Here is a 23,513-nt window from a genome sequence, read left to right on the forward strand (position 1 = left end):
CTAAATGGCCTTGGCACGTGTAACCCTGGATCGATTCAACCACAGCCTACAAAGCCGGAGCAAGCCAACCACTTGAACGACAAGGGCAGCCCGATTAAACTGCCGCGCCCCGCCTGAATCTAGCCCGATCCGGTCCCACCGGACGGCGCATCTCTTGGCTATGTAGCTCAGCCGGTTAGAGCACAGCACTCATAATGCTGGGGTCGGTGGTTCGAGTCCACCCATAGCCACCATCTATCAAGATACGCAAACGCCGCCGCCATGCTCATCGAGCATTCGCTGGCGTTTTCGTGTGCGTTGGTCGCGACGAACGTGTTCGATGCGCATCGTGGCGCCGCAGCGTTTCGCCGCTACGGCGCATCGCATCGTTGAACGTTGTAATACTGCTCCGTCGGAGCGTCGCCTCAGGCAACCTCCGCCGCGAGGCGGTTCATATAGGTCGTATCCGTTTCCTGATACAGGCCGGACCAAGGATTGAGGACATAGCCGTCGATCGGCTCGAAGGACACGCGCTTGGTGTCCGGCGTTTGCTCAGCACGCGCAACTAGCGCATCAAGGGTCATCGGATCCATATGCACTCCGCAGTTGTTTGTGGTGGGAGGTTCAGACTATCGATTGGTTCGTTCGTATCCGGTTAAAGCAAATGCCGATTTCGACGAACACGAAATTTATAAATGCGCTCGCAAAACCATCGATGACATCTCGTTGAATTTTGTGTTGCAAACATGCGTTGACTCGACATTCACATGCGTTCAACCGAAACATTCGCCGAAAACGCAACGCGCACGTTTTGCATGCGTCGATGGAGTGGCGTCCATCGCCATCGGTTGCGTAGACTGCCGTAAAGACGTGTCTTCTGCTGTTCACGAGGCGTATGACGCATGAACTTGGCTTTGTTCGATTTCGACGGAACGATTACACAGCGTGAAATGTTTGCCGATTTCATGAGCGCTGCGGTGAGCACGCGGCGCATGTTGGCGGGCGGCGTGTTGTTCGGGCCGATGCTGGCGGGATACAAGCTGGGTCTTGTTTCGGGCAATGTGATTCGCGCGAGCGTGGTGCGCTTCGGCTTTCGCGGCGTGCGCGCCGACAAAGTGCATGCGGCGGGACGCCGATTTGCAGTGGATGTGCTGCCAACGGCCATGCGACCCGATGCGCTGGAGCGCATTCGCTGGCATCAACAGCAAGGCGATCGGGTGGTGGTGGTGTCCGGCGCGCTGGATGTCTATCTCACCCATTGGTGCAAACAGCACGGGCTGGATCTGATCTGTTCGGGTCTGGAAACGCGGGGCGATCTGTTGACCGGGCGCTTCCGTGGCGAGCAGTGCGTGGGGCCGGAAAAATCGCGGCGCATCCGCGAGACGCTGGATCTCAATGAATTTCCAGTGGTTTATGCCTATGGCGACACGCACGAAGATCTTGAAATGTTGCAGCTGGCGCACCGCCGCTATTACCGCTGGCAAGAAGTTGCCTAAATGGATGCGACCGGGCGCATAGTCGCAATGGTCATCAGATCGTGACAGGCCCCTTGATACTCTGCTGAATGGATTTAAATTTCAGCGTGGAGCTTTCCCCTTTCGGGCTGCCGCTCTCTGCCGCGTGCCACGCATCGCGACGACGCGTCGCCCTCATTCAACGTTTGAAGGAGTACTGCAATGGAACAACCGACCCGCACGCTGAATGGGCTCGGACAGAGCCTTTGGTTGGATAACATCACCCGCGGCATGCTGGGCGATGGCACCTTGCTCAGTTATCGCGAGCAGAAATCCGTCACCGGCCTCACGTCCAACCCTACGATCTTCGCCCAGGCGATCAAGTCCGGCAAAGATTACGACGCGTCCATCCGTGCGGCCGGCAATGTCGATCCGGAAACGGTGTTCTTCGGTCTGGCCATCGACGATCTACGCCGCGCGGCTGCGATCTTCGAGCCGGTGTATCAGCACACGCATGGCGTGGACGGTTGGGTGTCGTTGGAAGTGTCGCCGCTGTTGGCCGACGATACGCAGCGCACGATTGAGCAAGCCGTGGCGCTGCATAAGCAAGCCGCCGTGCATAACCTTTTCATCAAGGTGCCGGGCACGCCCGCCGGTGTTCCCGCGATCGAAGAACTGATCTTCCGCGGCGTGCCGATCAACGTAACCTTGCTGTTCTCGGCCGAGCAATATCAGGCCGTTGCCGAAGCATGGTTGCGCGGTCTCGAGCGTCGTCATGCAGCCGGTCTGGATTTGGATGTGGCATCGGTGGCGTCGGTGTTTATCAGCCGCTGGGACGTGAAAGTGGCGGACAAGGTGCCGGCCGAGCTGCAGAACAAACTCGGTTTTGCGGTTTGCGGGCAGATCTACGCCAAGTACCGTGAGCTGATCGATTCGCCGCGCGTGCAGCGTCTGCAGAATGCCGGCGCGCGCATCCAGCGTCTGCTGTGGGCGAGCACGGGCACTAAAGATCCGAAGGCCAGCGACGTGATGTACATCGAGCATCTGATCGCGCCGCTCACCATCAACACCATGCCGGAAAAAACGCTGCTTGCGTTCGCCGATCACGGCAAGGCGGAACGCTTGATGACGTTGAACGACCCGAGCATCGCCAGCACGCTGGCGCGTTTCGAAGCCGAAGGCATTCAAGTGGAACCGCTCGCGCAGCAGTTGCAAAAAGAAGGCGCCGAAGCGTTTGTGAAATCCTGGCGTGAATTGGTCGACACGGTGAGCGAACGGATCGGAGCCGCTGCATGAGCGCGCTGCGCGAGAAGGCAGCATGGCGCGCGCTGGAGACGAACCAGCAAGAACTGGCAAAACGACATTTACGCGATCTGTTCGAGGCCGATCCCGGCCGCGCCGAGCGCTATCGCGCCGAAGCGGCCGGCTGGCGTCTGGATTACGCCAGGCACCGCATCGACGATCAAGCGCTGCAGCACTTGTTCGCCTTGGCGCGCGAGTGCGGCGTCGAAGCGCGGCGCGATGCGATGTTCGCAGGCGAGAAGGTCAACACCACCGAGCAACGTGCGGCGTTGCACGTTGCTCTGAGAACGCCGGCGCGCAAGTCGATCAAGGTCGATGGCGTCAACGTGGTGCCGGATGTGTATGCCACGCTCAAGCGCATGCGCGCGTTCGCCGATCGCATTCGCGATAGCAGCTGGCTTGGTTTCAGCGGTCGGCCGATTCGCAACATCGTCAATATCGGTATCGGCGGATCGGATCTGGGTCCGGTGATGGCTTACGAGGCGTTGCGTCATTTCAGCGATCGCAAGCTGCAGATTCGCTTCGTCTCCAACGTCGACTACACCGACTTCGCCGAAGCGGTGCACGATCTGCGTCCGGACGAGACGTTGTTTATCGTTGCGTCGAAAACGTTCACCACGCTGGAAACCATGACCAATGCGCACAGCGCGCGCGATTGGTTGATGGCTGCGGCGAACGGCGACAAGGGTGCGGTGGCGAAGCACTTCGTGGCTTTGTCCACTAACGAGAAAGCCGTCGAAGAATTCGGCATTTCCACCCAGCAGATGTATGGCTTCTGGGATTGGGTGGGCGGTCGCTACTCGATGGATTCGGCGATCGGTCTGTCGACCATGATCGCCATCGGGCCGGATGCGTTTTCCGAGATGCTCGCCGGCTTTCACGCGATGGACGAACATTTCCGCACTGCGCCGCTGGAGCGCAATCTGCCCGTGATCATGGGCTTGCTAGGCGTGTGGTACACGGATTTCTTCGACGCCGCGACAGTGGCGGTGCTGCCGTACGAGCAGTATCTGAAGCGTTTTCCCGCGTACTTGCAGCAACTCACGATGGAATCAAACGGCAAGCACGTCACCATCGAGGGCGCGACGGTCGACTACAACACGGGGCCGATTTATTGGGGCGAGCCGGGTACGAACGGGCAGCATTCGTTCTATCAGCTTATCCACCAGGGCACGCGATTGATTCCGTGCGACTTTATCGGTTTCGGCCAGTCGCTCAATCCGTATGGGCGTCATCACGATCTGCTGTTGGCGAACATGATCGCGCAAGCCGAAGCGCTCGCGATGGGCAAAACGCTGGAACAAGTGCGCGCGGAAGGTATCGACGAGCATCTGGCGCCGCATCGTGTATTCGAAGGCAATCGTCCGTCCAGTTTGTTGTTGGCGGAACGTCTTACGCCGCAGGCGTTGGGCAGTTTGGTGGCGTTGTACGAACACATCGTGTTTACGCAGGCGGCGATCTGGGACATCAACCCCTTCGATCAATGGGGCGTGGAGCTCGGCAAGCAGCTCGCGGTGCGCGTGGTGGACGAAATCGAATCGCCGCGCAAGCCGCTCAATCACGACAGCGCCACCAACGCGGCGATCGCGTGGTATCGCAAAGCGCGTCGCAAGGCGGAACCGGCTGGCGCCGCGGCCGTCGCCAAGGCGCAACGCAAAGTGCTGGTTATCGATATCGGCGGCAGCCATGTCAAAGCGATGTTGACCGGCAATCCGCGCGAAGTGGAAATCAAATCCAGCCGCAAACTCACGCCGGCGGAGATGGTCAAGCAATTGCGCGCCAGCATTCGCGGTTGGAAATACGACGCGGTGTCGATCGGTTATCCTGGTCCGGTGATTCACGAACGCATCGCGCGCGAGCCCTACAACCTTGGCAAAGGATGGGTGGGTTTCGATTTCAACAAAGCGTTCGGATGTCCCGTCAAAGTCGTCAACGACGCCGCGATGCAGGCGCTCGGCAGTTATGAAGGCGGCCGCATGTTATTCCTGGGCCTTGGCACGGGATTGGGTTCCGCATTTGTCGTCGACGGCATCGTCGAGCCGATGGAGCTGGCGCATCTGCCGTACAAAAAAGGCACGTACGAAGATTACGTTGGCGCACGCGGCCTCAAGCAACACGGCAAAAAGAAATGGCACGCGCACGTGTTCGATGTCATCGCGCAGTTGAGCGCGGCGCTTGAGCCCGATTACGTCGTGCTCGGCGGCGGCAACGTGCGTCATCTCAGCGAATTGCCAGCGGGCGTACGCCGCGGCGACAACCACAACGCCTTCGCGGGCGGCTTCCGGTTATGGGAGAACAACACATGAGCGCGGATAAAGCGCAGAAAGGCGCATTGCAGCTCGGCTTCGTCGGGTTGGGGCGCATGGGCCTGAATATGGTTCGCCGCATGCAGGATGCGGGCATCGATTGCGTGGTGTTCGATACGCACGTTGACGCGCGCAAAGAAGCGGCGAGTCACGGCGCGACGGCAGCGGAATCGATCCAGGATCTGGTCGCGAAACTCAAAGCGCCACGCGCGGTGTGGCTGATGTTGCCGACCGCCGTGGTGGATGCGGTGCTCGATCAGCTCGTACCGCTATTGAGTGCGGGCGATACCGTGATCGACGGCGGCAATTCGCACTACGTCGAAGACCTGCGGCGCGCCGAGGCGCTGGGCAAACATAAAGTGATGTATGTCGATGTCGGCGTGAGTGGCGGCGTGTGGGGCCGCGAGCGTGGCTATTGTCAGATGATCGGCGGTCCCGAAGAGGCGTACAAACGTCTTGAGCCCGCGTTCGCCGCGCTGGCGCCGGGCGTTGAGGCCGCACCACGCAGTGAAAGCCGCAGCGGCGAACCGTCGCCCGCCGAAAAGGGTTATCTCTACTGCGGACAAAATGGCGCCGGTCACTTCGTAAAGATGGTCCACAACGGCATCGAATACGGCTTGATGGCTGCGTATGCCGAAGGCCTCAATGTGCTGAAGAATGCCAACGCGGGTAAGCAGCAGCGCAATGCCGATGCGGAAACCGCGCCGTTAGAAAATCCGGAGCGCTATCAGTACGACTTCCCGATTGGCGACGTGGTGGAGTTGTGGCGTCGCGGTAGCGTGATCGGTTCGTGGTTGCTCGATTTGACGGCCGACGAAATGGCGCGCGATTCGACGCTGAAAAACTACACCGGTCGCGTTTCGGATTCCGGCGAAGGTCGTTGGACGGCGCAGGCGGCGATCGACGAAGGCGTGCCGGTACCGGTCCTTACGGCTGCGTTGTTCGGGCGATTCACGTCGCAAGGCAACGACCTTTACGCCAACAAAGTCATGTCGGCGATGCGACATGCGTTTGGCGGACATGCCGAGATCAAGACCGACAACAAAGGATAAGACATGACGGCGACAACGCTGGTGATTCTCGGGGCAAGCGGCGATCTCACCCAGCGATTGTTGATGCCGGCGTTGTATCGCCTGCATGCGTTGGGATTAACCCGCGATCTGCGGATCGTGGGTTACGCCAAAGAGCCGTGGAGTCGCGCCCGATTCGAGCAGCACATCCACAAAGCGCTGCAGTCGTTTGCGCAAGATTTCAAACCGGCGCAGTGGAACCGCTTTCGTCGGCAAATCGATTACGTCGGCGGCGAACTCACCGCCGACGATCTGCGTGCGCTCAAAGATTCGTTGAGTCCCGCGACACTGTTCTATCTCGCGTTGCCGCCGCCGCTGTTCGGCACGGCGGCCGAAGCGCTGGGCGAGGCCGGATTCGCCAAAGCGCCGCGCAATGGTTGGCGTCGGTTGATTGTCGAAAAGCCTTTCGGTACGGACTTGGCGTCTGCCGAAGCGCTGCGTCAAGCCATGCATGCGCATTGGGAAGAAGAACAGATCCTGCGAATCGATCACTTCCTCGGCAAGGAAACCACGCAGAATTTGATGGTGTTCCGCTTCGCCAATCGCTTTATCGAGCCGATCTGGAATGCGCAGCACATCGAGCAAGTGCAGATCACCTACGCAGAAACGCTGGGCGTGGAGAAGCGCGCGGCCTATTACGACCATTCCGGCGCGCTGCGCGACATGTTGCAGAACCATCTCATGCAACTTTTCAGCCTGACGGCGATGGCGCCGTTGGGCGAATGGGATGCGGAGGTGTTGCGCAATCACAAAGTCGAAGTGTTGCGTTCGGTGGTGCCGATTACCGCGGCGACGGTGAATGCGCACGCGGTGCGCGGTCAATATCGAGCAGGACATCTAGGCCGCAAGAAACTGATCGGTTATCGCAGCGAGCCAGGCATCCCGCGTCGGTCGAACACCGAAACGTTTGCGGCGTTGCGTTTTGAAGTGGACAACTGGCGCTGGCGCGGTGTGCCGTTCTATTTGCGCAGCGGCAAGCGGCTGGCGAGCAATTATTCGGAAATCGCGGTGCAGTTTCGCGAAGTACCGGGTGCGTTGCCCAAGGCGATCAAAGCGGGCAACAACTGGATGATTTTTCGCATTCGCCCGACCGAACAAATGGATTTGATGGTCACCGCAAAGCAACCCGGTCTGGAACTTTCCGGTCGTCCGCTAGTGCTGACCGCGCCTTACGCGACGCCCGATCACCGCGAATTCTCGGCCTACGAACAATTGCTGATGGACGCCATCGAAGGCGATCGCACGCACTTCTTACGCTTCGATGAAGTGGAGTGGGCATGGCGTTTGCTCACGCCGGTGCTCGAAGCGTGGCAAAGCGGCACGCCGGATTTTTACGCCGCTGGTTCCGAGGGGCCAAGCACTCAGAAGCGCTTGCTCGATCCTGGACATGTGTGGCGTCCGATCGCCGACAACGGCGACGCTTAAACGCGTCGCCGCGAAAGCGGCCCGTGCATCGGGCCGAGTAGAATGACGCCATGCATATTTTCAAAGTCTTCCAAATTGAAGCGGCTCACCGCTTGCCCAACGTGCCGGCGGGGCACAAGTGCGCGCGTCTGCACGGGCATTCTTTTCGCATCGAAATTCATGTCGTCGGCGAACCGGATCCGACACTCGGTTGGGTGATGGATTTCGCCGACGTCAAAACCGCGTTCGCGCCGTTGTACGAACAGCTCGATCACCACTACCTCAACGACATCGAAGGCCTGGAAAACCCCACCAGCGAAATGTTGGCGCGGTGGATCTGGCGCCACCTCGAGCCGAGCCTGCCGGGATTGGACAAAGTGGTGGTGCATGAGACCTGCACCTCGGGCGCCAGCTGCTCACGAACGAATTTTTGACGCGTCGCAAAATTCACGGTTTTGTAACTAAGTTAGTAAATTTATTGAAATTTTTGTGACATCGCGAAATCTTCACAAAAAAGATATTGCACCGCACAAAAAGCCCTGATAGGATTTGTTCCACTCTCCCACATTCCCCTCGAGGGGCAAATCCATGACTCAGCAACTGAACACCCAGGTTTTCGCCTACGCCAAGCAGCTGGCTGACAATGCATTCAAGGCTCACGTCCTGGCCATCAAAGGTCTGGAGCAGGTTGCCGAACTGCAGCTCGCAGCGCTGGAAAAGCAGACCCAGGCTACGGCTGATTTCATCGTCCAGGCGGCCGAAGTGCGCGACATCGACGCGCTGCGCGGTCTCTGGGAAAAGGGCACCTCGCTGAGCCGCGAACAGGCTGAAAGCGCCGTTTCCGTGACCAAGGAAGTGGTCGCCGTGGCCCAGAAGACGGCCGAATCTCTCAATGCGCTCCTGCAAGAACAGCAGAAGGCCACCAGCGAAGCGGTTGCCGCTCCGGTTGCCGCCATCAAGAAAGCTGCTGCCGCCAAGTAATTACCCTCGCGCATATCGCGGCTCCCCCTCGATATGCCTTAGGCCGGGCCTTCGCGCCCGGCCTTTTTCTTGTCCGAAATTCCCCCCGTGAGACCCCGTGTCGCATGGCTTTTGGCTTGATGGTCCAAAAGTCACGCTGATATACTTTTAAAGATTGGATCGTGACCCGTGGCGTGATGAATGCCTGGTGCGAAAAACCGCGGGAACCTCACGTGCTCAACAGCTTAACCTCCGGTCGGCGCCTTGCTCTGCGATTGCTGTTATGGCAGCTAGTCGTGGCCATAGTCGTGGGCCTCGCTTTCTCGGTACGTGGGTTCCGATGGGCGATAGCGGCGGCAGCGGGGGCGACGATCGTGGCGCTGGGGACCGCGCTGCTGTCGACGAGGTTGTTTGGGCAAGTGAGTCATGCTGGTTTGGCATTTTTTCGCTTCCTGACGGGCATGCTCCTGAAATGGGTGGTGATCGTCGGGGGGCTGATCATCGTCATGGTTAAATTCAAATTGCCGCCGCTGGCCGCCATCACGGGGTTGGTGGCTGCTTACGCGGTTAATCTTCTAGCGTTCAGATTTAAAGGTTGAGAGATGGCGAGCGAGCCGGGCGGTCTTACCGAATACATCAGGCACCATTTGGAGCATCTGAAGCCGCCGCACGTGAGCGAAGGTGGCTTCTGGTCGGTACACGTCGATTCCGTCACGGTGTCGCTGGTGCTCGGCATCATGTTCTGCTTTTGGTTCTGGCTGAAGGCGCGCCGGGCGACCGCGGGCGTGCCGGGCAAAGGTCAAGCGTTCCTCGAGATCGTGCTTGAGTTCGTCGACGGTCAGGTTAAAGACGTTTTCCACGGCGATCGCCGCTTCCTCGGCCCGTTGGCGCTGACGGTGTTCGTGTGGGTGTTCCTGATGAACGCCATGGACTTGCTGCCGGTCGATCTGCTGCCGTGGATCACGTCCAAGTTCGGTCTGGGTCACTTCCGCCCGGTGCCGACGGCCGACGTCAACATGACGTTCGCGATGTCGATCACCGTGCTGTTGTTGGTGATCTTCTACAGCTTCAAGGCCAAAGGCCTGAGCGGGTATGCGCACGAGCTGTTCACTGCGCCGTTCGGCAAGTGGTTCTTCCCCTTCAACTTCGCGCTGAACCTGGTGGAGCTCGCCTCCAAGCCGGTCAGTCTGGCGATGCGACTGTTCGGCAACATGTACGCGGGCGAGCTGGTGTTCTTGCTCATCGCGGGTCTGTTCAGCGCCGGCAGCTGGGTTTTGTTCGGCATGGGTATTATCGGTTATGCGGTGTGGGGCATCTTCCACATCCTGATCATTTCGATCCAAGCCTTCATCTTCATGGTGCTCACCATCGTGTACATCTCGATGGCTCACGATCACCACTGATTTCGTTCACCTTAGTTAGAACAACTGCTTTCTTTTTCTTGAGGAGATTATCGTGGAACTAGTCGCTCACATTGCTCAGGTCCAGAGCTTCACCGCCATCGCTCTCGGCTTGATCATCGGCTTCGGCGCACTTGGCGCTTGTATCGGTATCGGCATCATGGGCTCGAAGTTCCTCGAAGCAGCCGCTCGCCAGCCTGAACTGGTTCCGCTGTTGCAGGGCCGTATGTTCCTGCTCGCCGGCCTGATCGACGCGGCGTTCCTGATCGGCGTGGCGCTGGCCATGTACTTCGCCGTGGCGAACCCGCTGCTCGGCAACCTCGCGCAGGCGGCTGCCGGTCACTAAACCATGCGGTTCGTGGCGCCTCCGTTGGGCGGCGCCACATTCCGTAAGGGCGTCTTCGATGCCCAAGCCCGTCACATCATGCAAGTACAGGTAACGCAGCGATGGAATTCAACGCCACTCTAATCGGCGAAATGATCGCATTCGCGATCTTGATCTGGTTCTGCGCGCAATTCGTCTGGCCGCATCTCAACAAGGCCATCGAAGAGCGTCAGCTGAAGATCGCCGAAGGTCTCAACGCGGCCGAGCGTGCGCACGCGGAATTGAAGGCTGCCGACAACAAAGCGGCGGCCGAGGTCAAGCAGGCGCGTCAGCAAGCGACCGAGATCATCGATCGCGCGCAGCAGCAGGCCAACCAAATTCTGGACAAGGCCCGCGCCGACGCCGTGACCGAGATCAATCGCCAGAAGGCGGCCGCGCAGGAAGAAATCGCTTCGATGGCGCAGCGCGCACGCGAAGAATTGCGTGAACGCGTCGGCGCGCTCGCCGTGCAAGGCGCATCGAAGATCGTGCAGCGCGAAATCGATCCGGCTGCGCACAAGGCGATGCTCGACCAGCTCGCGACCGAGATCTAATCGATGGCCGCCCAGTCGATCACTCTCGCTCGTCCTTACGCCCGCGCCGCTTTCGAGCTGGCGCAGGCCGAAGGTGCGCTCGCCGTTTGGTCACACGCATTGGCGTTCGCCGCCGAAGTGGCGAGGGACGCGCGCGTGGCCGCGCTCAGCACCGATCCGCGCGTATTGCCGGAACAGCTCGTCGCGCTGCATCTGCCCGAAGGCATGAAGGCGGACAGCGCGTTTGGCAAGTTTCTCGGCGAGTTGGCCGAACAGCATCGCATGTCGCTGCTGCCGGACATCGGCGCGCTGTACGAAACCTATAAGCGCGAATCCGAGTCGCAGTTGCTGGTGAAGATCACCAGCGCGATGGCTCTGGATGCCGCGCAGGCCGAGCAGCTCAAGGAGTCGCTCAAGCGCCGCTTCAAGCGCGAGATCGAACTGGAAACCCAGGTCGATCCTTCGCTGCTGGGTGGCGTGGTGATCGATACCGGCAGCGAAGTGATCGACGGCTCCGCCCGCGGTCGCCTGCAACGCCTGGCCAGCGCGCTCACGAATTAAGCATACAAATCTAGGATACGACCATGTCCAGCACCACTTTGAATCCGTCCGAGATCAGCGAGCTGATCAAGAACCGCATCGAGCAGTTCAAGCTTGGCGCGGAAGCCCGCAACGAAGGCACGATCATCAGCGTGTCCGACGGCATCGTGCGCATCCACGGCCTTGCCGACGTGATGCAGGGCGAAATGATCGAATTGCCGGGCAACGCGTTTGCGCTGGCGTTGAACCTGGAGCGCGACTCCGTCGGCGCCGTGGTGCTGGGCGAATACCAGCATCTGCGCGAAGGCGACACCGCCAAAACCACTGGCCGCATTCTCGAAGTGCCGGTCGGTCCGGAACTGCTGGGCCGCGTGGTCGACGCGCTGGGCAATCCGATCGACGGCAAGGGCCCGATCACCAGCAAAATCACCTCGCCGATCGAAAAGGTCGCGCCGGGCGTGGTGTGGCGTAAGTCGGTCGATCAGCCGGTGCAGACCGGTTACAAGTCCGTCGACTCGATGATCCCGATCGGCCGCGGTCAGCGCGAGCTGATCATCGGCGACCGTCAGACCGGCAAGACCGCGCTGGCCATCGACGCGATCATCAACCAGAAAGATTCCGGCATTAAGTGCGTGTACGTGGCCATCGGCCAGAAGCGCTCGTCGATCGCCAACGTGGTGCGCAAGCTCGAAGAAAACGGCGCGCTGGCCAACACCATCGTGGTGGTGGCTTCGGCTTCCGAATCGGCCGCGCTGCAATACATCGCGCCGTACTCCGGCTGCGCCATGGGCGAATTCTTCCGCGACCGCGGCGAAGACGCACTGATCATTTACGACGATCTGTCCAAGCAGGCCGTGGCCTACCGCCAGATCTCGCTGCTGCTAAAGCGCCCGCCGGGCCGCGAAGCGTATCCGGGCGACGTGTTCTATTTGCACTCGCGTCTGCTTGAGCGCGCTGCTCGCGTTTCGGAAGAGTACGTCGAGAAGTTCACCAACGGCGAAGTGAAGGGCAAGACCGGTTCGCTGACCGCGCTGCCGATCATCGAAACGCAGGCCGGTGACGTGTCCGCGTTCGTGCCGACCAACGTGATCTCGATCACCGACGGTCAGATCTTCCTGGAAACCGACTTGTTCAACGCCGGTATCCGTCCCGCCGTGAACGCCGGTATCTCGGTGTCGCGCGTGGGCGGTGCGGCGCAGACCAAGATCGTCAAGAAGCTCTCCGGCGGCGTGAAGCTGGCGCTGGCGCAGTACCGCGAACTGGCTGCGTTCGCACAGTTCGCGTCGGATCTCGATCCGGCCACGCGCGCCCAGCTCGACCGCGGTCAGCGCGTCACTGAGCTGATGAAGCAGCCGCAGTACGCGCCGCTTTCGATCGCCGAACTGGCGCTGTCCGTGTACGCCGCCGAAAAGGGCTACCTGGACGATCTGCCGGTGAACAAGGTGCTGCCGTTCGAGAAGGGCTTGCACGCCTTCTTCCACCAGAACTACGGCGACCTGATGAAGAAAATCGTCGCCACCGGCGATTGGAACAACGACATCGAAGCAACGTTCAAGTCCGGCCTGGACGAGTTCAAGAAAACCGGTAGCTGGTAAGCACGGAATAGGGAACAAGGATCGCAACGCCATCGCGTCGATCCTTGATTCCAATTCACGTACCTAGAGCGAGCAAAGCGAGCGAAGAGACATGGCAGGCGGACGCGAAATCAAATCCAAGATCAAGAGCACGCAGAACATGCGTAAGGTGACGCGCGCGCTCGAAATGGTCTCGGCCTCCAAGATCCGCAAAGCGCAGGATCTCATGAAGGCCTCGCGCCCGTATGCGCGCACCATGCGCAAGATGATTGCGCACGTCGCGCACGCCAGCACCGATTTCCAGCATCCGTTCATGACCGAGCGCAGCGACGTCGCGCGCGTGTGCTACGTCGTGGTCACCACCGATCGCGGATTGTGTGGCGGTCTTAACTCGAACTTGTTCCGTCGTCTGCTGCCCGCGATCCGCGAGTGGCAAGACAAGAACGTGCAGGTCGACGTCGTGGCCATCGGTCAGAAGGCTGTGCAGTTCTTCCGCCGCCTCAAGGGCGTCAACCTGATCGGCAGCGCCACGCACCTGGGCGAGCGCCCGAAGGTGGAGCAGCTGATCGGCGTGATCAAGGTGGTGCTGGATTCGTACACCGAAGGCAAGTTGGACCGCGTGTTTCTCGCCTACAACGACTTCGTCAACACGATGACGCAGAAGCCGACCATCGATGCGCTGCTGCCGCTGCCGGCAGTCGCCGCCGAGATGGAAGCGCAGAAGGTTGCGGGCGCGACGCTGGAGCAGTCGCACGACTGGGATTACATCTACGAACCCGATGCGGCCACCGTGCTTGAGCACGTGATGACGCGTTACATCGAATCGGTGGTGTATCAGGCGGCGCTGGAAAACCTCGCCAGCGAACACGCCGCGCGCATGGTCGCGATGAAGTCCGCGTCGGACAACGCGACCAAGGTGATCGGCGAATTGACGCTCAGCTACAACAAGGCGCGTCAGGCGGCTATCACGCAAGAAATTTCCGAAATCGTAGGTGGTGCAGCAGCGGTGTAAGTTTGCACAAGTGCGGTCATCCTTGACCGCGAAGATCAAAAAGCGGTCATCCGTGGCCGCATTTTTCACAAAGAGCAAGCGACCTTCGTTGGGCGCTGAGTTAGACCAAACACTTAAAGATCTATCCGGAGCACATTCATGAGCCAGGGCAAAGTTGTACAGATCATCGGCGCGGTTATCGACGTCGAGTTCGCACGCGATCAAGTGCCGCAGGTGTATGACGCACTCAAGATCGACGGCACCAGCATCACGCTGGAAGTCCAGCAGGTGCTGGGCGACGGCGTCGTGCGTACGATCGCCCTCGGTTCCACCGACGGTCTGAAGCGCGGCCTCGTGGCGCGCAACACCGGCGAAGGCATCAAAGTACCGGTCGGCAAGGCTACGCTCGGCCGCATCATGGACGTGCTCGGCAACCCGATCGACGAAGTCGGTCCGATCGAAGCGAAAGACCATTGGGTCATCCACCGCGAAGCCCCGTCCTACGACGATCAGGCGCTGGCCAACGAACTGCTGGAAACCGGCATCAAGGTGATCGACCTGGTGTGCCCGTTCGCCAAGGGCGGCAAGGTCGGCCTGTTCGGCGGCGCCGGCGTGGGCAAGACGGTGAACATGCTCGAACTCATCAACAACATCGCGACCCAGCACTCGGGCCTGTCGGTGTTCGCTGGCGTGGGTGAGCGTACCCGCGAAGGCAACGACTTCTATCATGAGATGCAGGACGCCGGCGTCGTGAAGCTGGACAACCTGCCGGAATCGAAAGTGGCGATGGTGTACGGCCAGATGAACGAGCCGCCGGGCAACCGTCTGCGCGTGGCGCTGACCGGTCTGACCATGGCCGAATACTTCCGCGACGAAAAAGACGAACACGGCAAGGGCCGCGATGTGCTGTTCTTCGTCGACAACATCTACCGCTACACGCTGGCCGGTACCGAAGTTTCCGCGCTGCTCGGTCGTATGCCGTCCGCCGTGGGTTACCAGCCGACGCTCGCCGAAGAAATGGGCGTGCTGCAGGAACGCATCACCTCGACCAAGACCGGTTCGATCACGTCCATCCAGGCCGTGTACGTGCCTGCGGACGACTTGACCGACCCGTCGCCGGCCACCACCTTCGCGCACTTGGACTCCACCGTTACCCTGAGCCGTCAGATCGCCTCGCTCGGCATCTACCCGGCCGTGGATCCGCTGGATTCCACCAGCCGTCAGCTCGATCCGCAGGTCGTCGGTCAGGAACACTACGACGTGGCCCGCCGCGTGCAGGGCATGCTGCAGCGTTACAAAGAACTGAAAGACATCATCGCCATTCTCGGCATGGACGAACTGTCCGAAGAAGACAAGCAGGTCGTGTACCGCGCACGTAAGTGCGAGCGCTTCTTCTCGCAGCCCTTCCACGTGGCCGAAGTGTTCACCGGCGCGCCTGGCAAGTACGTGACGCTGAAGGAAACCATCCGCGGCTTCAAGATGATCGTCGACGGCGACGTGGACCATATCCCGGAACAAGCGTTCTACATGGTCGGCACCATCGACGAAGCCATCAAGAAGGCCGAGGACATGGGCGCCAAGAAGGCGGCCTGATCGATCGTTCCAACCGGAGTCGCCCGCACGGGTGACTCCGGCAAGACAACATCATTTCCGTTCGATACGTCGAACGAAGCGAGAACGTTATGAGCACCATTCGTTGCGACATCGTCAGTGCCGAAGCCGAAATCTTTCACGGCGATGCGGTGATGGTGGTCGCCACCGGCGAGTTGGGCGAGCTAGGCATCACGCCGCGCCACGCCCCGCTGATCACGCGCCTTAAGCCCGGCCACATCGATGTGGTACTGGAAGGTGGCGAGCGTCAGCAGTTCTACGTCTCCGGCGGCATTCTCGAAGTGCAGCCGCAGGTGGTCACGGTGCTGGCCGATACCGCCGCGCGCGCCGCCGACCTGGACGAAGCCGCCGCGCAGCGCGCCAAGAAAGAAGCCGAGGACGCGCTGGCCAATCGCACCGACGCGGTCGAAGTGTCCGAGGCGCAAGCCAAGCTCGCCCAGGCACTGGCGCAGCTCCAGGCGTTGGAACGCCTGCGCAAGAACCTGAAGCACTGATGTGGGCGCTCGTCCTTGAGCGCAGAAAAAGATCAAAAAGCGGCCATCCATGGCCGCATCGTCAAAAGAAGCTGCGATCTCCTTGCGCAGCGCGATTGACTAGACGCCGGCCTTGCGCCGGCGTTTTTATTTGCACACCGCTTTGACGCCGCCATGCCCTTAGCACGACCGAATGAACAGGTATCCTTAACGCTGGACCGCCCAGGTATCAAAACCGCCATGAGCCAACCCTCTCTGCACGTGATCGTCCTCGCCGCCGGCGAAGGCAAGCGCATGAAGTCCAAGAAAGCGAAGGTGCTGATGCCGCTCGCCGGCCGGTCCCTGCTCGCGCACGTTCTCGCGACGGCACGTGCGTTGGGCCCCGAAGCGATTCACGTCGTTTACGGTTTTCATGGCGATCAGGTGCTGGCGGCGTTCAAGGATCAACCGGATCTGCGCTGGACCTTGCAGGCCGAACAACTGGGCACGGGTCATGCCGTCGGACAGGCTTTGAAAGACGTCCCCGATAACGCCAAGGTGCTCGTGCTTTACGGCGACGTACCGCTCACGCGCGTAGAAACGCTGCATCGCCTAGTGTCGACGGAAAGCAATCTATCCATGCTCGCCACGCGCGTAGCCATGCCTTACGGCTACGGTCGCGTTCAACGCGACGGCAACGGGTACGTGCGCGCCGTCGTCGAGGAAAAAGATGCGGATGAAACGCAGCGCGCCATCAATTTGATCAACACCGGCATCGTGGCCGGTGACGCTGCTGCGCTCAAACAATGGATCGGCAAACTCGACCGTAACAACGCGCAAGGCGAGTATTACCTCACGGACATCTTCAAGATGGCCGCGTCGGAAGGCAAATCGGCCGAATGCATCGAGTGCGAAGACGCAATGGAAGCCGCCGGCGCCAATACGCCGTGGCAATTGACTGAACTCGAAGATGCCCTTCGTCAACGTGCGGTGCAGGCGCTGTCGCTCAACGGCGTGCGCTTCGCCGATCCGCGCCGCGTCGATGTGCGTGGCGAGGTCGCCGTTGCGAGCGATGTGGAAATCGATATCGACGTCATTCTCGAGGGCAACGTGCAACTCGGCGACGATGTGCGCATCGGGCCTTACACGCGCGTAAAAGATGCGCAGCTGGCCGCCGGCACCGTGGTGCTGGCGCACTGCGATCTGGATGGCGTCGTAACGCACGGCCCGTGCATCATCGGACCGTTTGCACGCTTGCGCCCCGGCACGGTGTTGGCGTCCGGCGTGCACGTGGGCAACTTCGTGGAAACCAAGAAGACAACGATTGGCCAGAATAGCAAAGCCAATCATCTGAGCTATCTGGGCGACACGGTGATCGGTCGTGGCGTCAACGTCGGCGCCGGCACGATCACGTGCAACTACGACGGCATCAATAAGTTCGTCACCACCATCGAAGACAATTCGTTTATCGGCTCCAACACCGCGCTGGTAGCGCCGGTGACCGTGGGCGCCGGTGCGACGATCGGTGCGGGCTCGGTGATCACCAAGGACGCACCGGCCGGCGAACTAACCGTGGCGCGTGCGAGGCAATCTACGCTCATGGGTTGGAAACGTCCGACCAAGCAGTCCAAATGATCATGCCGCTCCGCTGCTAGAAAGCGGAGCGTCGCGCAGGATCAGACGTAGCGCCATCCGTCTATTTCCACCAACAACTCACGGCGGCATACGTCGCCGTGCATCAACAGCGCGGGCACGCCGGGCAAGCGATGCTGCAGAATGTCGCGTACGCGTGGCGCGTCGGTGGCGTGACGAACGTACACTTTGAGCGGCGAATGCGTGTCGAAACCGGCAGCCATCTCTGCTGTGCTCAGCAATGTTTCCAGATTCGTCAGCGTTTCGTTGAGTTGCGCTTCCAGATCGCCTTCGTGCGCCGACGCATGACCGACCACCGCCGCCGTGCCCGAGATAGCCAGCGCATCGTGCGCAGGCATCAACATCGCGCGCGCGAAACCGGGTGAGGTGCGGCCGTACTGGCGCGGATAACGCCATGCGCTCACTTGGCGAGGATTTTCTATCGGCGTTCCAGCATCGATGCTGGCCAGCAAATAGATTTGCAGCGCGCGTTTCGTGTCGTGATGACCGATAGCGGTGGCGGCCGGAAAACCTTCCGCGAAAAAATCCCCGAGACCGGCGGCGCGGCCGTCGCAAAACTGCTTGTAGCGTTCGGTATCGCCATCGCCTTCGTTAATGTCGCCGATGTAGTTCCAGATGCGCAACACGTTGCGTTCACGGCGCGTACCCATGAAGTCGCGCAAGGCCGCATAAGCCTCACGGGCGGCGCCTTCGATGCCGCCGTGCGCGTTTTCGTTCATTTCAACCGCGGCGAATACCCAGCCGCCGCCGCTGGACCACCGCACGTCCCCGTGACGGCCGCTGGTGACCTCGCCCTCGACCTGCCACAACTCCAGCGGAGATGGCGCATCAAAACACTCCAGCGCTACGCATAACGAGCGTGGATCGTCGTCCTGAGGCGAGCCGGCGCCGAAACCGAAAACGGCCAGTGTGTCGGGCTCAGCCAACGCCTCTGCAAGCGGCGCCATGCGATACGTGACGCGCGGCGTACGCGGTAAAGCGGGTTGAGCCTGCAGGTTTTCGCTTGCCTGAACCATGCGTGCAGCCGAGGACGACAGAACCCCTATGTTACACTGGCCGGCCACCCAGCCTCGGGGGCTGGCCATGCATCCGGAGCCGTGAAACCCAGCATGCCCACGCAGACCGCCGCCGAACACGAACTGGCCATCCTGATTGTGGACGCCCTCAATCTGGAGACGATCGATCCCGCGCAGATCGATCCACAGGCGCCTTTATTCGGCGGGGACCTGGGGCTGGATTCGATCGACGCCCTGGAGATCGCGCTCGCGGTTTCCAAACGCTACGGTATGCAACTGCGCTCGGATCATCCGGACAACCAGCACATCTTCAGCAGCTTGCACGCGCTTTCCGAACATATTGAACGGGAGCGTACGGCCTGAGGCCGCGGTTAAGCCGGCTGACAGGTCGAATCCGCATCATCGGCGTGTATTCCATCAGGCAAGTCACGTGGATCAGCGCGCCTCTGACAACCGATTCCAAACGACGTTTTGCGTAACGTCGGAGCATCCGTGCCTCCCTGGGCATTTCCCGGGACAGCCGCTGGTGCCTGGGGTGATTCTGCTTGAGCACGTCGCCAACGCATTGCGAGATTGGCGCAATCAACGAATAGCGCGTATCGGAGAAGCAAAATTTCTTGCGCCGTTGCGTCCAGGCGAAACGGCCGAGCTTGAGTTGTCGGAAAAGTCCGGGCACGTTCGTTTCGAAATGCGTTGCGACGGTCATGTGATTGCACGCGGCGTGGTCGAGGGTGCGGCGTGAGCGATCATTGGCAAAATCAGCGAGAGGGCGGCAATCGATTCTGGTTGAGCGTGCTGGTGGCCGCCGCGCTGAATCTGGGTCGTCGCTTTCTGTTGCTCTGTCTCTATCCCATCAGTCTTTATTACCTGCTGCGGCGTGGCGCGGAACGTCGTGCGTCGCGCGATTACCTGACGCGTTTGTTCGGCCGTCCTGCGCGAATGCGCGAGGTGTTCAAGCATCTCTATTTCTTCGCAACCACGATGCTCGATCGCATCTATCTGCTGGCGCACGGTGAGCGCGATTTCGATATTGAGGTCGGCGGCATCGAAGAGCTTCAGCATCGCATCGCGCAAGGGCGTGGTGTGTTGTTGGTCGGCTCGCATCAAGGCAGCTTCGAAGTGATGCGTGTGCTGGCAGCGCGTTGTCCCGATGTGCCGTTGCGCGTCTTGCTGGACAAACAAAAAACGCCGGCGATCACCGAGTTGCTCGAAGCTCTGGCTCCGCAGGTGGGCGACGCCGTGATCGACGTGTCGCAAGGCGGCGCGGCCATCACGTTGGCCGTGGCGGAAACCTGTCGCACAGGCGGCATGGTGGCGCTGCTTGCGGATCGCGGGCGTTCGCACGAAACGCTGCGGCGCGTGGATTTTCTGGGCGAGCCCGCACCCTTTCCCATCGGCCCGTGGTTGTTGGCGAGCACGCTGCAGGTGCCGGTGATGCTGTGCTTCGGTCTTTATCGGGGCAAAAACCGCTACGCGCTGCACTTCGAGCCGTTTATGGAAAGCGTGGATATTCCGCGCGAAGCGCGTCATCAGGCCATCGACACGGTGCTGCGCCGCTATGCGCAGCGCTTGGAACACTATGCTCGCGCGGAGCCGTATAACTGGTTCAATTTCTACGATTTCTGGCAGCAGGAAAGCACGCAAGACGCCGCCGTCACCCATCCACGCGCCGCGCGCGAGGCCTAAGCGTGCAGACGCGAAACGTTTGGGAATCGCTTATTCCGCACGCTGGCGCAATGGCGCTTATCGACGCCGTGGCGAATTGGACCGAGACGACGATCCACGCCATCGGCGAGCGGCATAAGCCGGGCGAGCATCCGCTGCGCAATGCGTCGGGTCTGCATGTCGTGCATCTGATCGAATACGGCGCGCAAGCCACAGCGGTGCATGGCGCGCTGCTCGCCAGCGCGCGCGGTGACACCAAAATGCGCGCGGGCCGATTGATCAGTGTTCGAGATGCGCAGTTTGCGATCGAATACATCGATCTTTCTGACGGTCGCCTTGATATCCATGCCGAGTGCTTCTACGCCGATGAGCAGGGCGCGCAGTACACCTTCAAAGTCGAACAAAACGGGAAGTTGTATGCAACCGGTCGCGTGACCGTGATGTACGCCGACGCGTAGTTTAGCTAGACGATGCGGCGCGAGTACGTATCGTCCACGATCATGGGCGCGGCGCGGGAGCGGCTGTAGCTCGCCCAGATTTTGCCGTAATGCCAAAGGCGCCCCATGGTGTAAAACGCGATCCGCGTCACGTCACGCACCGGGCTGAAATGACTGAGGCGGAATGATCGCTCGTAACGCGAAGCGATCGGGACCGACACAATGCCGAGTCCTTTTTCGCGCGACGCCGCAATCAATAGCGCGGCTTCGAATACGAAATTCTGCGCATCCAGTTCCACCAGTTCCAACGCGCTACGCGGATACCAGCGTTGTCCGCTTTGCGTATCGGCAATCGGCTGCGCGCACGCCCACGAAATGCCCCAATCCGCCAACGCATTTGCGCGTCGACGGCCTTTGGGTTGCTGGTCGCGCTGGAGCAAGCGTGCGCCGATCACGATGTGATCGGGAAAACGTTGGCCCACGTCGACCAGGCGCGGAATATCTTCGGCGAGATGCTGGCCATCGCCATCCATCGTCGCGACGGCGTCGAACCCTTGCCGCAACGCTTCACGAAAGCCCGTGCGCAATGCCTGGCCTTTACCTTGTCGATAGGAATGACGCAGCAGCGTGACGGGCAGCGAACGAACGATATCGGGCGTGCGATCGTCGGAGCCGTCGTCGATAACGATCACGGGTGCATTCAACCGCAATGCGGATTTCACCACCGACGCGATCGCCTTCTCTTCGTTGAGGCAGGGGATCAATACGCACCATCGCGTCGTGCTGCTCATGCGGCCATCTCGTTCTGGACGTGCAATCCTAAATGTTCCGATACCGCCACCACACACTCGGCTTCGCCGCGCGCCAGCATGGCCAGTAGCGGCAGACAGCCGGCGGATGGGTTGTTGCGCATCCACGTCGCGAAATGTTCGGGAAGTGGCGGGTGAATGGGCTCCGATCCCTTTGTCGTCGAAAGACTCAATGTCACACCTGCGTCTGTGGCAGGAGCGAGCACCAGCGCGCAGCCAAACGCGAACGTGCATCCGATCAACTCGCCCAGCGGTCCTGCACCGGCCGTATCGCTGCAAACAAGCACGATCGGGCGATCATCGGCGCAAGCCAATGCGACGGCTTCCAGCAAACCAGCGCCGAAACTAGCGCTTCCCGCGCACGTCGCACTCGATGGCGCGCGACAACCGGTGGCGATGGTCCAATAACCCGCAGCGGCGTTGTGCACGGAATTATGGAAACGCGTGGGCGACAGCTCAGTAGGTGTGCCTGCCAGCACGCGGCACATGTAATCCGTCGTGGCTTGATCGCCATAGGCCGAAGCGAACACGCATGCCAAATCTTCTGCGGCGCGCCCACTTAAGGCGACGGCCTGCGTAGCGGCCTCGATTGCGACGAGCACGCTCTCGGGCGCACGTCGTCGTTCGTTCGGCGATAACGCCGACGCGGTCGGTCGCGCGCCTGGAGGCTCCGGGGCTTCTCCGACAAGCGCACGACGCAACGCATCGAAATTCGCGAGCTGCGGCGACCACAGTCCGATGCCTTCCACACGAACACACAACGCGCTCATGCGGCGTTCTCCGCCGACGCGCGTGCAAAGGCGAGACATGCGTTGCTGCCGCCAAATCCGAACGAATGACTGAGCGCGACCTTCAGTGGGCGTGCTTCGTTGCGCCATGCGAAGTGCGTGGAACATGCGGGATCGGCTTCACGAACGCCGGCATTGCCAGGCACGAATCCCTCACGTAACGCGAGCAACGTAATCGCCGCTTCAAGCATGCCTGCCGCACCCAGCGTGTGGCCGGTCAGTGCTTTGGTGGAGCTCACGCGTGTGTGCGCCGGAAACAATCGCGCGATCAAGGCAGCTTCCATAGCGTCGTTCTTGTGGCTCGCCGTGCCATGCAGGTTGATGTAATCCACATCCGAGACGTCGAGTTGCGCGCGCGCGAGCGCATCGCGTAATGCCAGCTCGGCGCCGACGCCTTCCGGATCGGGCGTCGACATATGGTGCGCGTCGCTCGATTCGCCGCAGGCGAGCAATCGCAGCGTTGCATCGGGTTGCGCATCGACACGTTCCAGCAATGCGAATCCCGCTGCTTCGCCGATGGAAATACCTCGGCGTGCAGCATCGAACGGACGGCACGGTTCGGGCGATACGAGTTCCAGCGCGTTAAAACCAAACAACGTGCTATCGCACAGCGAGTCGACGCCGCCCACGACAGCCGCGTCGACGAGCCCCAATCGAATCAGTCGTTCCGCGCTGGCGAACACCTTGGCGCTGGACGAGCACGCGGTGGAGATGGTCAGGCACGGGCCGCCAATGTCCAACGCTTTGGCGACGAAAGCGGTCAACGAGTGCGGCGTATGGATTGCCGTGCGGTGCAAATCGTCCGGCAGGCGTGCGCCGTCCAGACGCCGGTAGCCTTCTTCCGTCGCGCCGATGCTTGCCGTGGATGTGCCCAACAGAAGCGCAAGACGCATCGCACCGTAACGTGCTCGCGCCGCCTGTACTTTGGCGAAAAAATCGTCCTGATTCAGCCCTGTCCAGGCAAGGCGATTGTTACGACAATCCCATGGCGCGTAAGCGTCTGGCAACGGCTGGCTTTCTATGCCAGCGACGCGTCCGATCCAGCAAGCCAGCGGCGCGCTACTGAAATCGTTCGTGCGCAGGCCGCTTTGTTGCTGTTGAAGTGCATCGAGATGGTCGCTCAGGCCGAAGCCCAATGCAGAGGTTGCAGTGAAGGCCGACACCGCGAGCGGAAGGGTTGTCACGCGCATGTCATGAGCCTAGCG

Annotated in this window: 26 protein-coding genes and 1 tRNA gene; 22 read left to right on the forward strand and 5 right to left on the reverse strand. The window is 60.7% G+C overall.

What is annotated here, in order from left to right; genetic code table 11:
* The first annotated feature begins 156 nt into the window (after positions 1-156).
* Positions 157-233, forward strand: a tRNA-Met gene (locus L0U79_RS03855).
* A 171-nt stretch (positions 234-404) separates the two neighbouring features.
* Here the strand turns inward: L0U79_RS03855 and L0U79_RS03860 are convergent.
* Positions 405-572 (reverse strand): hypothetical protein, encoded by a 168-nt coding sequence (locus tag L0U79_RS03860; protein ID WP_233840568.1) that lies wholly within the window; start codon positions 570-572, stop codon positions 405-407.
* 309 nt (positions 573-881) lie between these two features.
* On the opposite strand from L0U79_RS03860, the gene L0U79_RS03865 reads away from it, so the two are divergent.
* From L0U79_RS03865 to glmU, 17 genes are all read left to right on the forward strand, one after another.
* Positions 882-1,475 carry an HAD family hydrolase gene (locus L0U79_RS03865; protein ID WP_233840569.1) on the forward strand — a complete coding sequence of 198 codons (594 nt, stop codon included), beginning with the start codon at positions 882-884 and terminating at the stop codon, positions 1,473-1,475.
* A gap of 180 nt (positions 1,476-1,655) precedes the next feature.
* The gene (gene tal / locus L0U79_RS03870) at positions 1,656-2,729 is read left to right on the forward strand and encodes a transaldolase (RefSeq protein WP_233840570.1); all 1,074 of its coding nucleotides are present in this window, start codon (positions 1,656-1,658) and stop codon (positions 2,727-2,729) included.
* Positions 2,726-5,041 (forward strand): glucose-6-phosphate isomerase, encoded by a 2,316-nt coding sequence (pgi, locus tag L0U79_RS03875; RefSeq protein WP_345778415.1) that lies wholly within the window; start codon positions 2,726-2,728, stop codon positions 5,039-5,041. The genes tal and pgi overlap by 4 nt, the downstream gene beginning before the upstream one ends.
* The gene (gene gnd, locus L0U79_RS03885) at positions 5,038-6,093 is read left to right on the forward strand and encodes a phosphogluconate dehydrogenase (NAD(+)-dependent, decarboxylating) (RefSeq protein WP_233840571.1); all 1,056 of its coding nucleotides are present in this window, start codon (positions 5,038-5,040) and stop codon (positions 6,091-6,093) included. Before pgi ends, gnd begins: the two co-directional genes overlap by 4 nt.
* A 3-nt stretch (positions 6,094-6,096) precedes the next feature.
* Complete coding sequence (zwf, locus tag L0U79_RS03890; RefSeq protein ID WP_233840572.1) at positions 6,097-7,536, forward strand: glucose-6-phosphate dehydrogenase; 1,440 nt, start codon at positions 6,097-6,099, stop codon at positions 7,534-7,536.
* 50 nt (positions 7,537-7,586) lie between these two features.
* Complete coding sequence (queD, locus tag L0U79_RS03895) at positions 7,587-7,949, forward strand: 6-carboxytetrahydropterin synthase QueD (RefSeq protein ID WP_233840573.1); 363 nt, start codon at positions 7,587-7,589, stop codon at positions 7,947-7,949.
* Positions 7,950-8,103: 154 nt separating this feature from the next.
* The gene (locus tag L0U79_RS03900; RefSeq protein ID WP_233840574.1) at positions 8,104-8,496 is read left to right on the forward strand and encodes a phasin family protein; all 393 of its coding nucleotides are present in this window, start codon (positions 8,104-8,106) and stop codon (positions 8,494-8,496) included.
* 212 nt (positions 8,497-8,708) lie between these two features.
* Positions 8,709-9,074, forward strand: a complete 366-nt coding sequence (locus L0U79_RS03905; protein WP_233840575.1) for an ATP synthase subunit I — start codon at positions 8,709-8,711, stop codon at positions 9,072-9,074.
* Positions 9,075-9,077: 3 nt separating this feature from the next.
* Positions 9,078-9,878, forward strand: coding sequence for a F0F1 ATP synthase subunit A (gene atpB, locus L0U79_RS03910; protein WP_233840576.1), 801 nt, complete (start codon positions 9,078-9,080; stop codon positions 9,876-9,878).
* A 46-nt stretch (positions 9,879-9,924) separates the two neighbouring features.
* Positions 9,925-10,221: a F0F1 ATP synthase subunit C gene (gene atpE / locus L0U79_RS03915; RefSeq protein WP_233843826.1), complete on the forward strand. Its 297-nt coding sequence runs from the start codon at positions 9,925-9,927 to the stop codon at positions 10,219-10,221.
* Between the two features lie 101 nt (positions 10,222-10,322).
* Positions 10,323-10,793, forward strand: coding sequence for a F0F1 ATP synthase subunit B (locus L0U79_RS03920; protein WP_233840577.1), 471 nt, complete (start codon positions 10,323-10,325; stop codon positions 10,791-10,793).
* Between the two features lie 3 nt (positions 10,794-10,796).
* Positions 10,797-11,333 carry a F0F1 ATP synthase subunit delta gene (locus L0U79_RS03925; protein WP_233840578.1) on the forward strand — a complete coding sequence of 179 codons (537 nt, stop codon included), beginning with the start codon at positions 10,797-10,799 and terminating at the stop codon, positions 11,331-11,333.
* Between the two features lie 23 nt (positions 11,334-11,356).
* On the forward strand, positions 11,357-12,907 hold the full coding sequence (atpA, locus tag L0U79_RS03930) for a F0F1 ATP synthase subunit alpha (RefSeq protein ID WP_233840579.1): 1,551 nt from the start codon (positions 11,357-11,359) through the stop codon (positions 12,905-12,907).
* A 91-nt stretch (positions 12,908-12,998) separates the two neighbouring features.
* Entirely contained in the window at positions 12,999-13,898 is a 900-nt protein-coding gene (gene atpG, locus L0U79_RS03935) for a F0F1 ATP synthase subunit gamma (RefSeq protein ID WP_233840580.1), read from the forward strand.
* 138 nt (positions 13,899-14,036) lie between these two features.
* Positions 14,037-15,470, forward strand: a complete 1,434-nt coding sequence (atpD, locus tag L0U79_RS03940; protein ID WP_233840581.1) for a F0F1 ATP synthase subunit beta — start codon at positions 14,037-14,039, stop codon at positions 15,468-15,470.
* Between the two features lie 89 nt (positions 15,471-15,559).
* Positions 15,560-15,982: a F0F1 ATP synthase subunit epsilon gene (locus L0U79_RS03945; RefSeq protein WP_233840582.1), complete on the forward strand. Its 423-nt coding sequence runs from the start codon at positions 15,560-15,562 to the stop codon at positions 15,980-15,982.
* Positions 15,983-16,201: 219 nt separating this feature from the next.
* Positions 16,202-17,575 (forward strand): bifunctional UDP-N-acetylglucosamine diphosphorylase/glucosamine-1-phosphate N-acetyltransferase GlmU, encoded by a 1,374-nt coding sequence (gene glmU / locus L0U79_RS03950; RefSeq protein ID WP_233840583.1) that lies wholly within the window; start codon positions 16,202-16,204, stop codon positions 17,573-17,575.
* Between the two features lie 41 nt (positions 17,576-17,616).
* Here the strand turns inward: glmU and L0U79_RS03955 are convergent, their stop codons facing one another.
* Complete coding sequence (locus L0U79_RS03955) at positions 17,617-18,609, reverse strand: pteridine-dependent deoxygenase (protein ID WP_233840584.1); 993 nt, start codon at positions 18,607-18,609, stop codon at positions 17,617-17,619.
* A gap of 93 nt (positions 18,610-18,702) precedes the next feature.
* On the opposite strand from L0U79_RS03955, the gene L0U79_RS03960 reads away from it, so the two are divergent.
* The 4 genes from L0U79_RS03960 (at position 18,703) to L0U79_RS03975 (ending at position 20,732) form a co-directional block, all read left to right on the forward strand.
* Complete coding sequence (locus L0U79_RS03960) at positions 18,703-18,972, forward strand: phosphopantetheine-binding protein (protein ID WP_233840585.1); 270 nt, start codon at positions 18,703-18,705, stop codon at positions 18,970-18,972.
* Positions 18,973-19,039: 67 nt separating this feature from the next.
* On the forward strand, positions 19,040-19,351 hold the full coding sequence (locus tag L0U79_RS03965) for a hydroxymyristoyl-ACP dehydratase (RefSeq protein ID WP_233840586.1): 312 nt from the start codon (positions 19,040-19,042) through the stop codon (positions 19,349-19,351).
* The gene (locus tag L0U79_RS03970) at positions 19,348-20,295 is read left to right on the forward strand and encodes an acyltransferase (RefSeq protein ID WP_233840587.1); all 948 of its coding nucleotides are present in this window, start codon (positions 19,348-19,350) and stop codon (positions 20,293-20,295) included. Before L0U79_RS03965 ends, L0U79_RS03970 begins: the two co-directional genes overlap by 4 nt.
* A gap of 2 nt (positions 20,296-20,297) precedes the next feature.
* Complete coding sequence (locus L0U79_RS03975; protein WP_233840588.1) at positions 20,298-20,732, forward strand: phosphotransferase; 435 nt, start codon at positions 20,298-20,300, stop codon at positions 20,730-20,732.
* A gap of 5 nt (positions 20,733-20,737) precedes the next feature.
* Here the strand turns inward: L0U79_RS03975 and L0U79_RS03980 are convergent, their stop codons facing one another.
* From L0U79_RS03980 to L0U79_RS03990, 3 genes are read right to left on the reverse strand one after another with little or no spacing between them, the layout of a single operon-like run.
* On the reverse strand, positions 20,738-21,502 hold the full coding sequence (locus L0U79_RS03980; RefSeq protein ID WP_233840589.1) for a glycosyltransferase family 2 protein: 765 nt from the start codon (positions 21,500-21,502) through the stop codon (positions 20,738-20,740).
* On the reverse strand, positions 21,499-22,290 hold the full coding sequence (locus L0U79_RS03985; RefSeq protein WP_233840590.1) for a beta-ketoacyl synthase chain length factor: 792 nt from the start codon (positions 22,288-22,290) through the stop codon (positions 21,499-21,501). Before L0U79_RS03985 ends, L0U79_RS03980 begins: the two co-directional genes overlap by 4 nt.
* Entirely contained in the window at positions 22,287-23,498 is a 1,212-nt protein-coding gene (locus tag L0U79_RS03990; RefSeq protein WP_233840591.1) for a beta-ketoacyl-[acyl-carrier-protein] synthase family protein, read from the reverse strand. Before L0U79_RS03990 ends, L0U79_RS03985 begins: the two co-directional genes overlap by 4 nt.
* Positions 23,499-23,513 lie beyond the last annotated feature (15 nt).

It is taken from the genome of Dyella sp. 2HG41-7, assembly GCF_021390675.1.
GTDB lineage: Bacteria > Pseudomonadota > Gammaproteobacteria > Xanthomonadales > Rhodanobacteraceae > Dyella_B.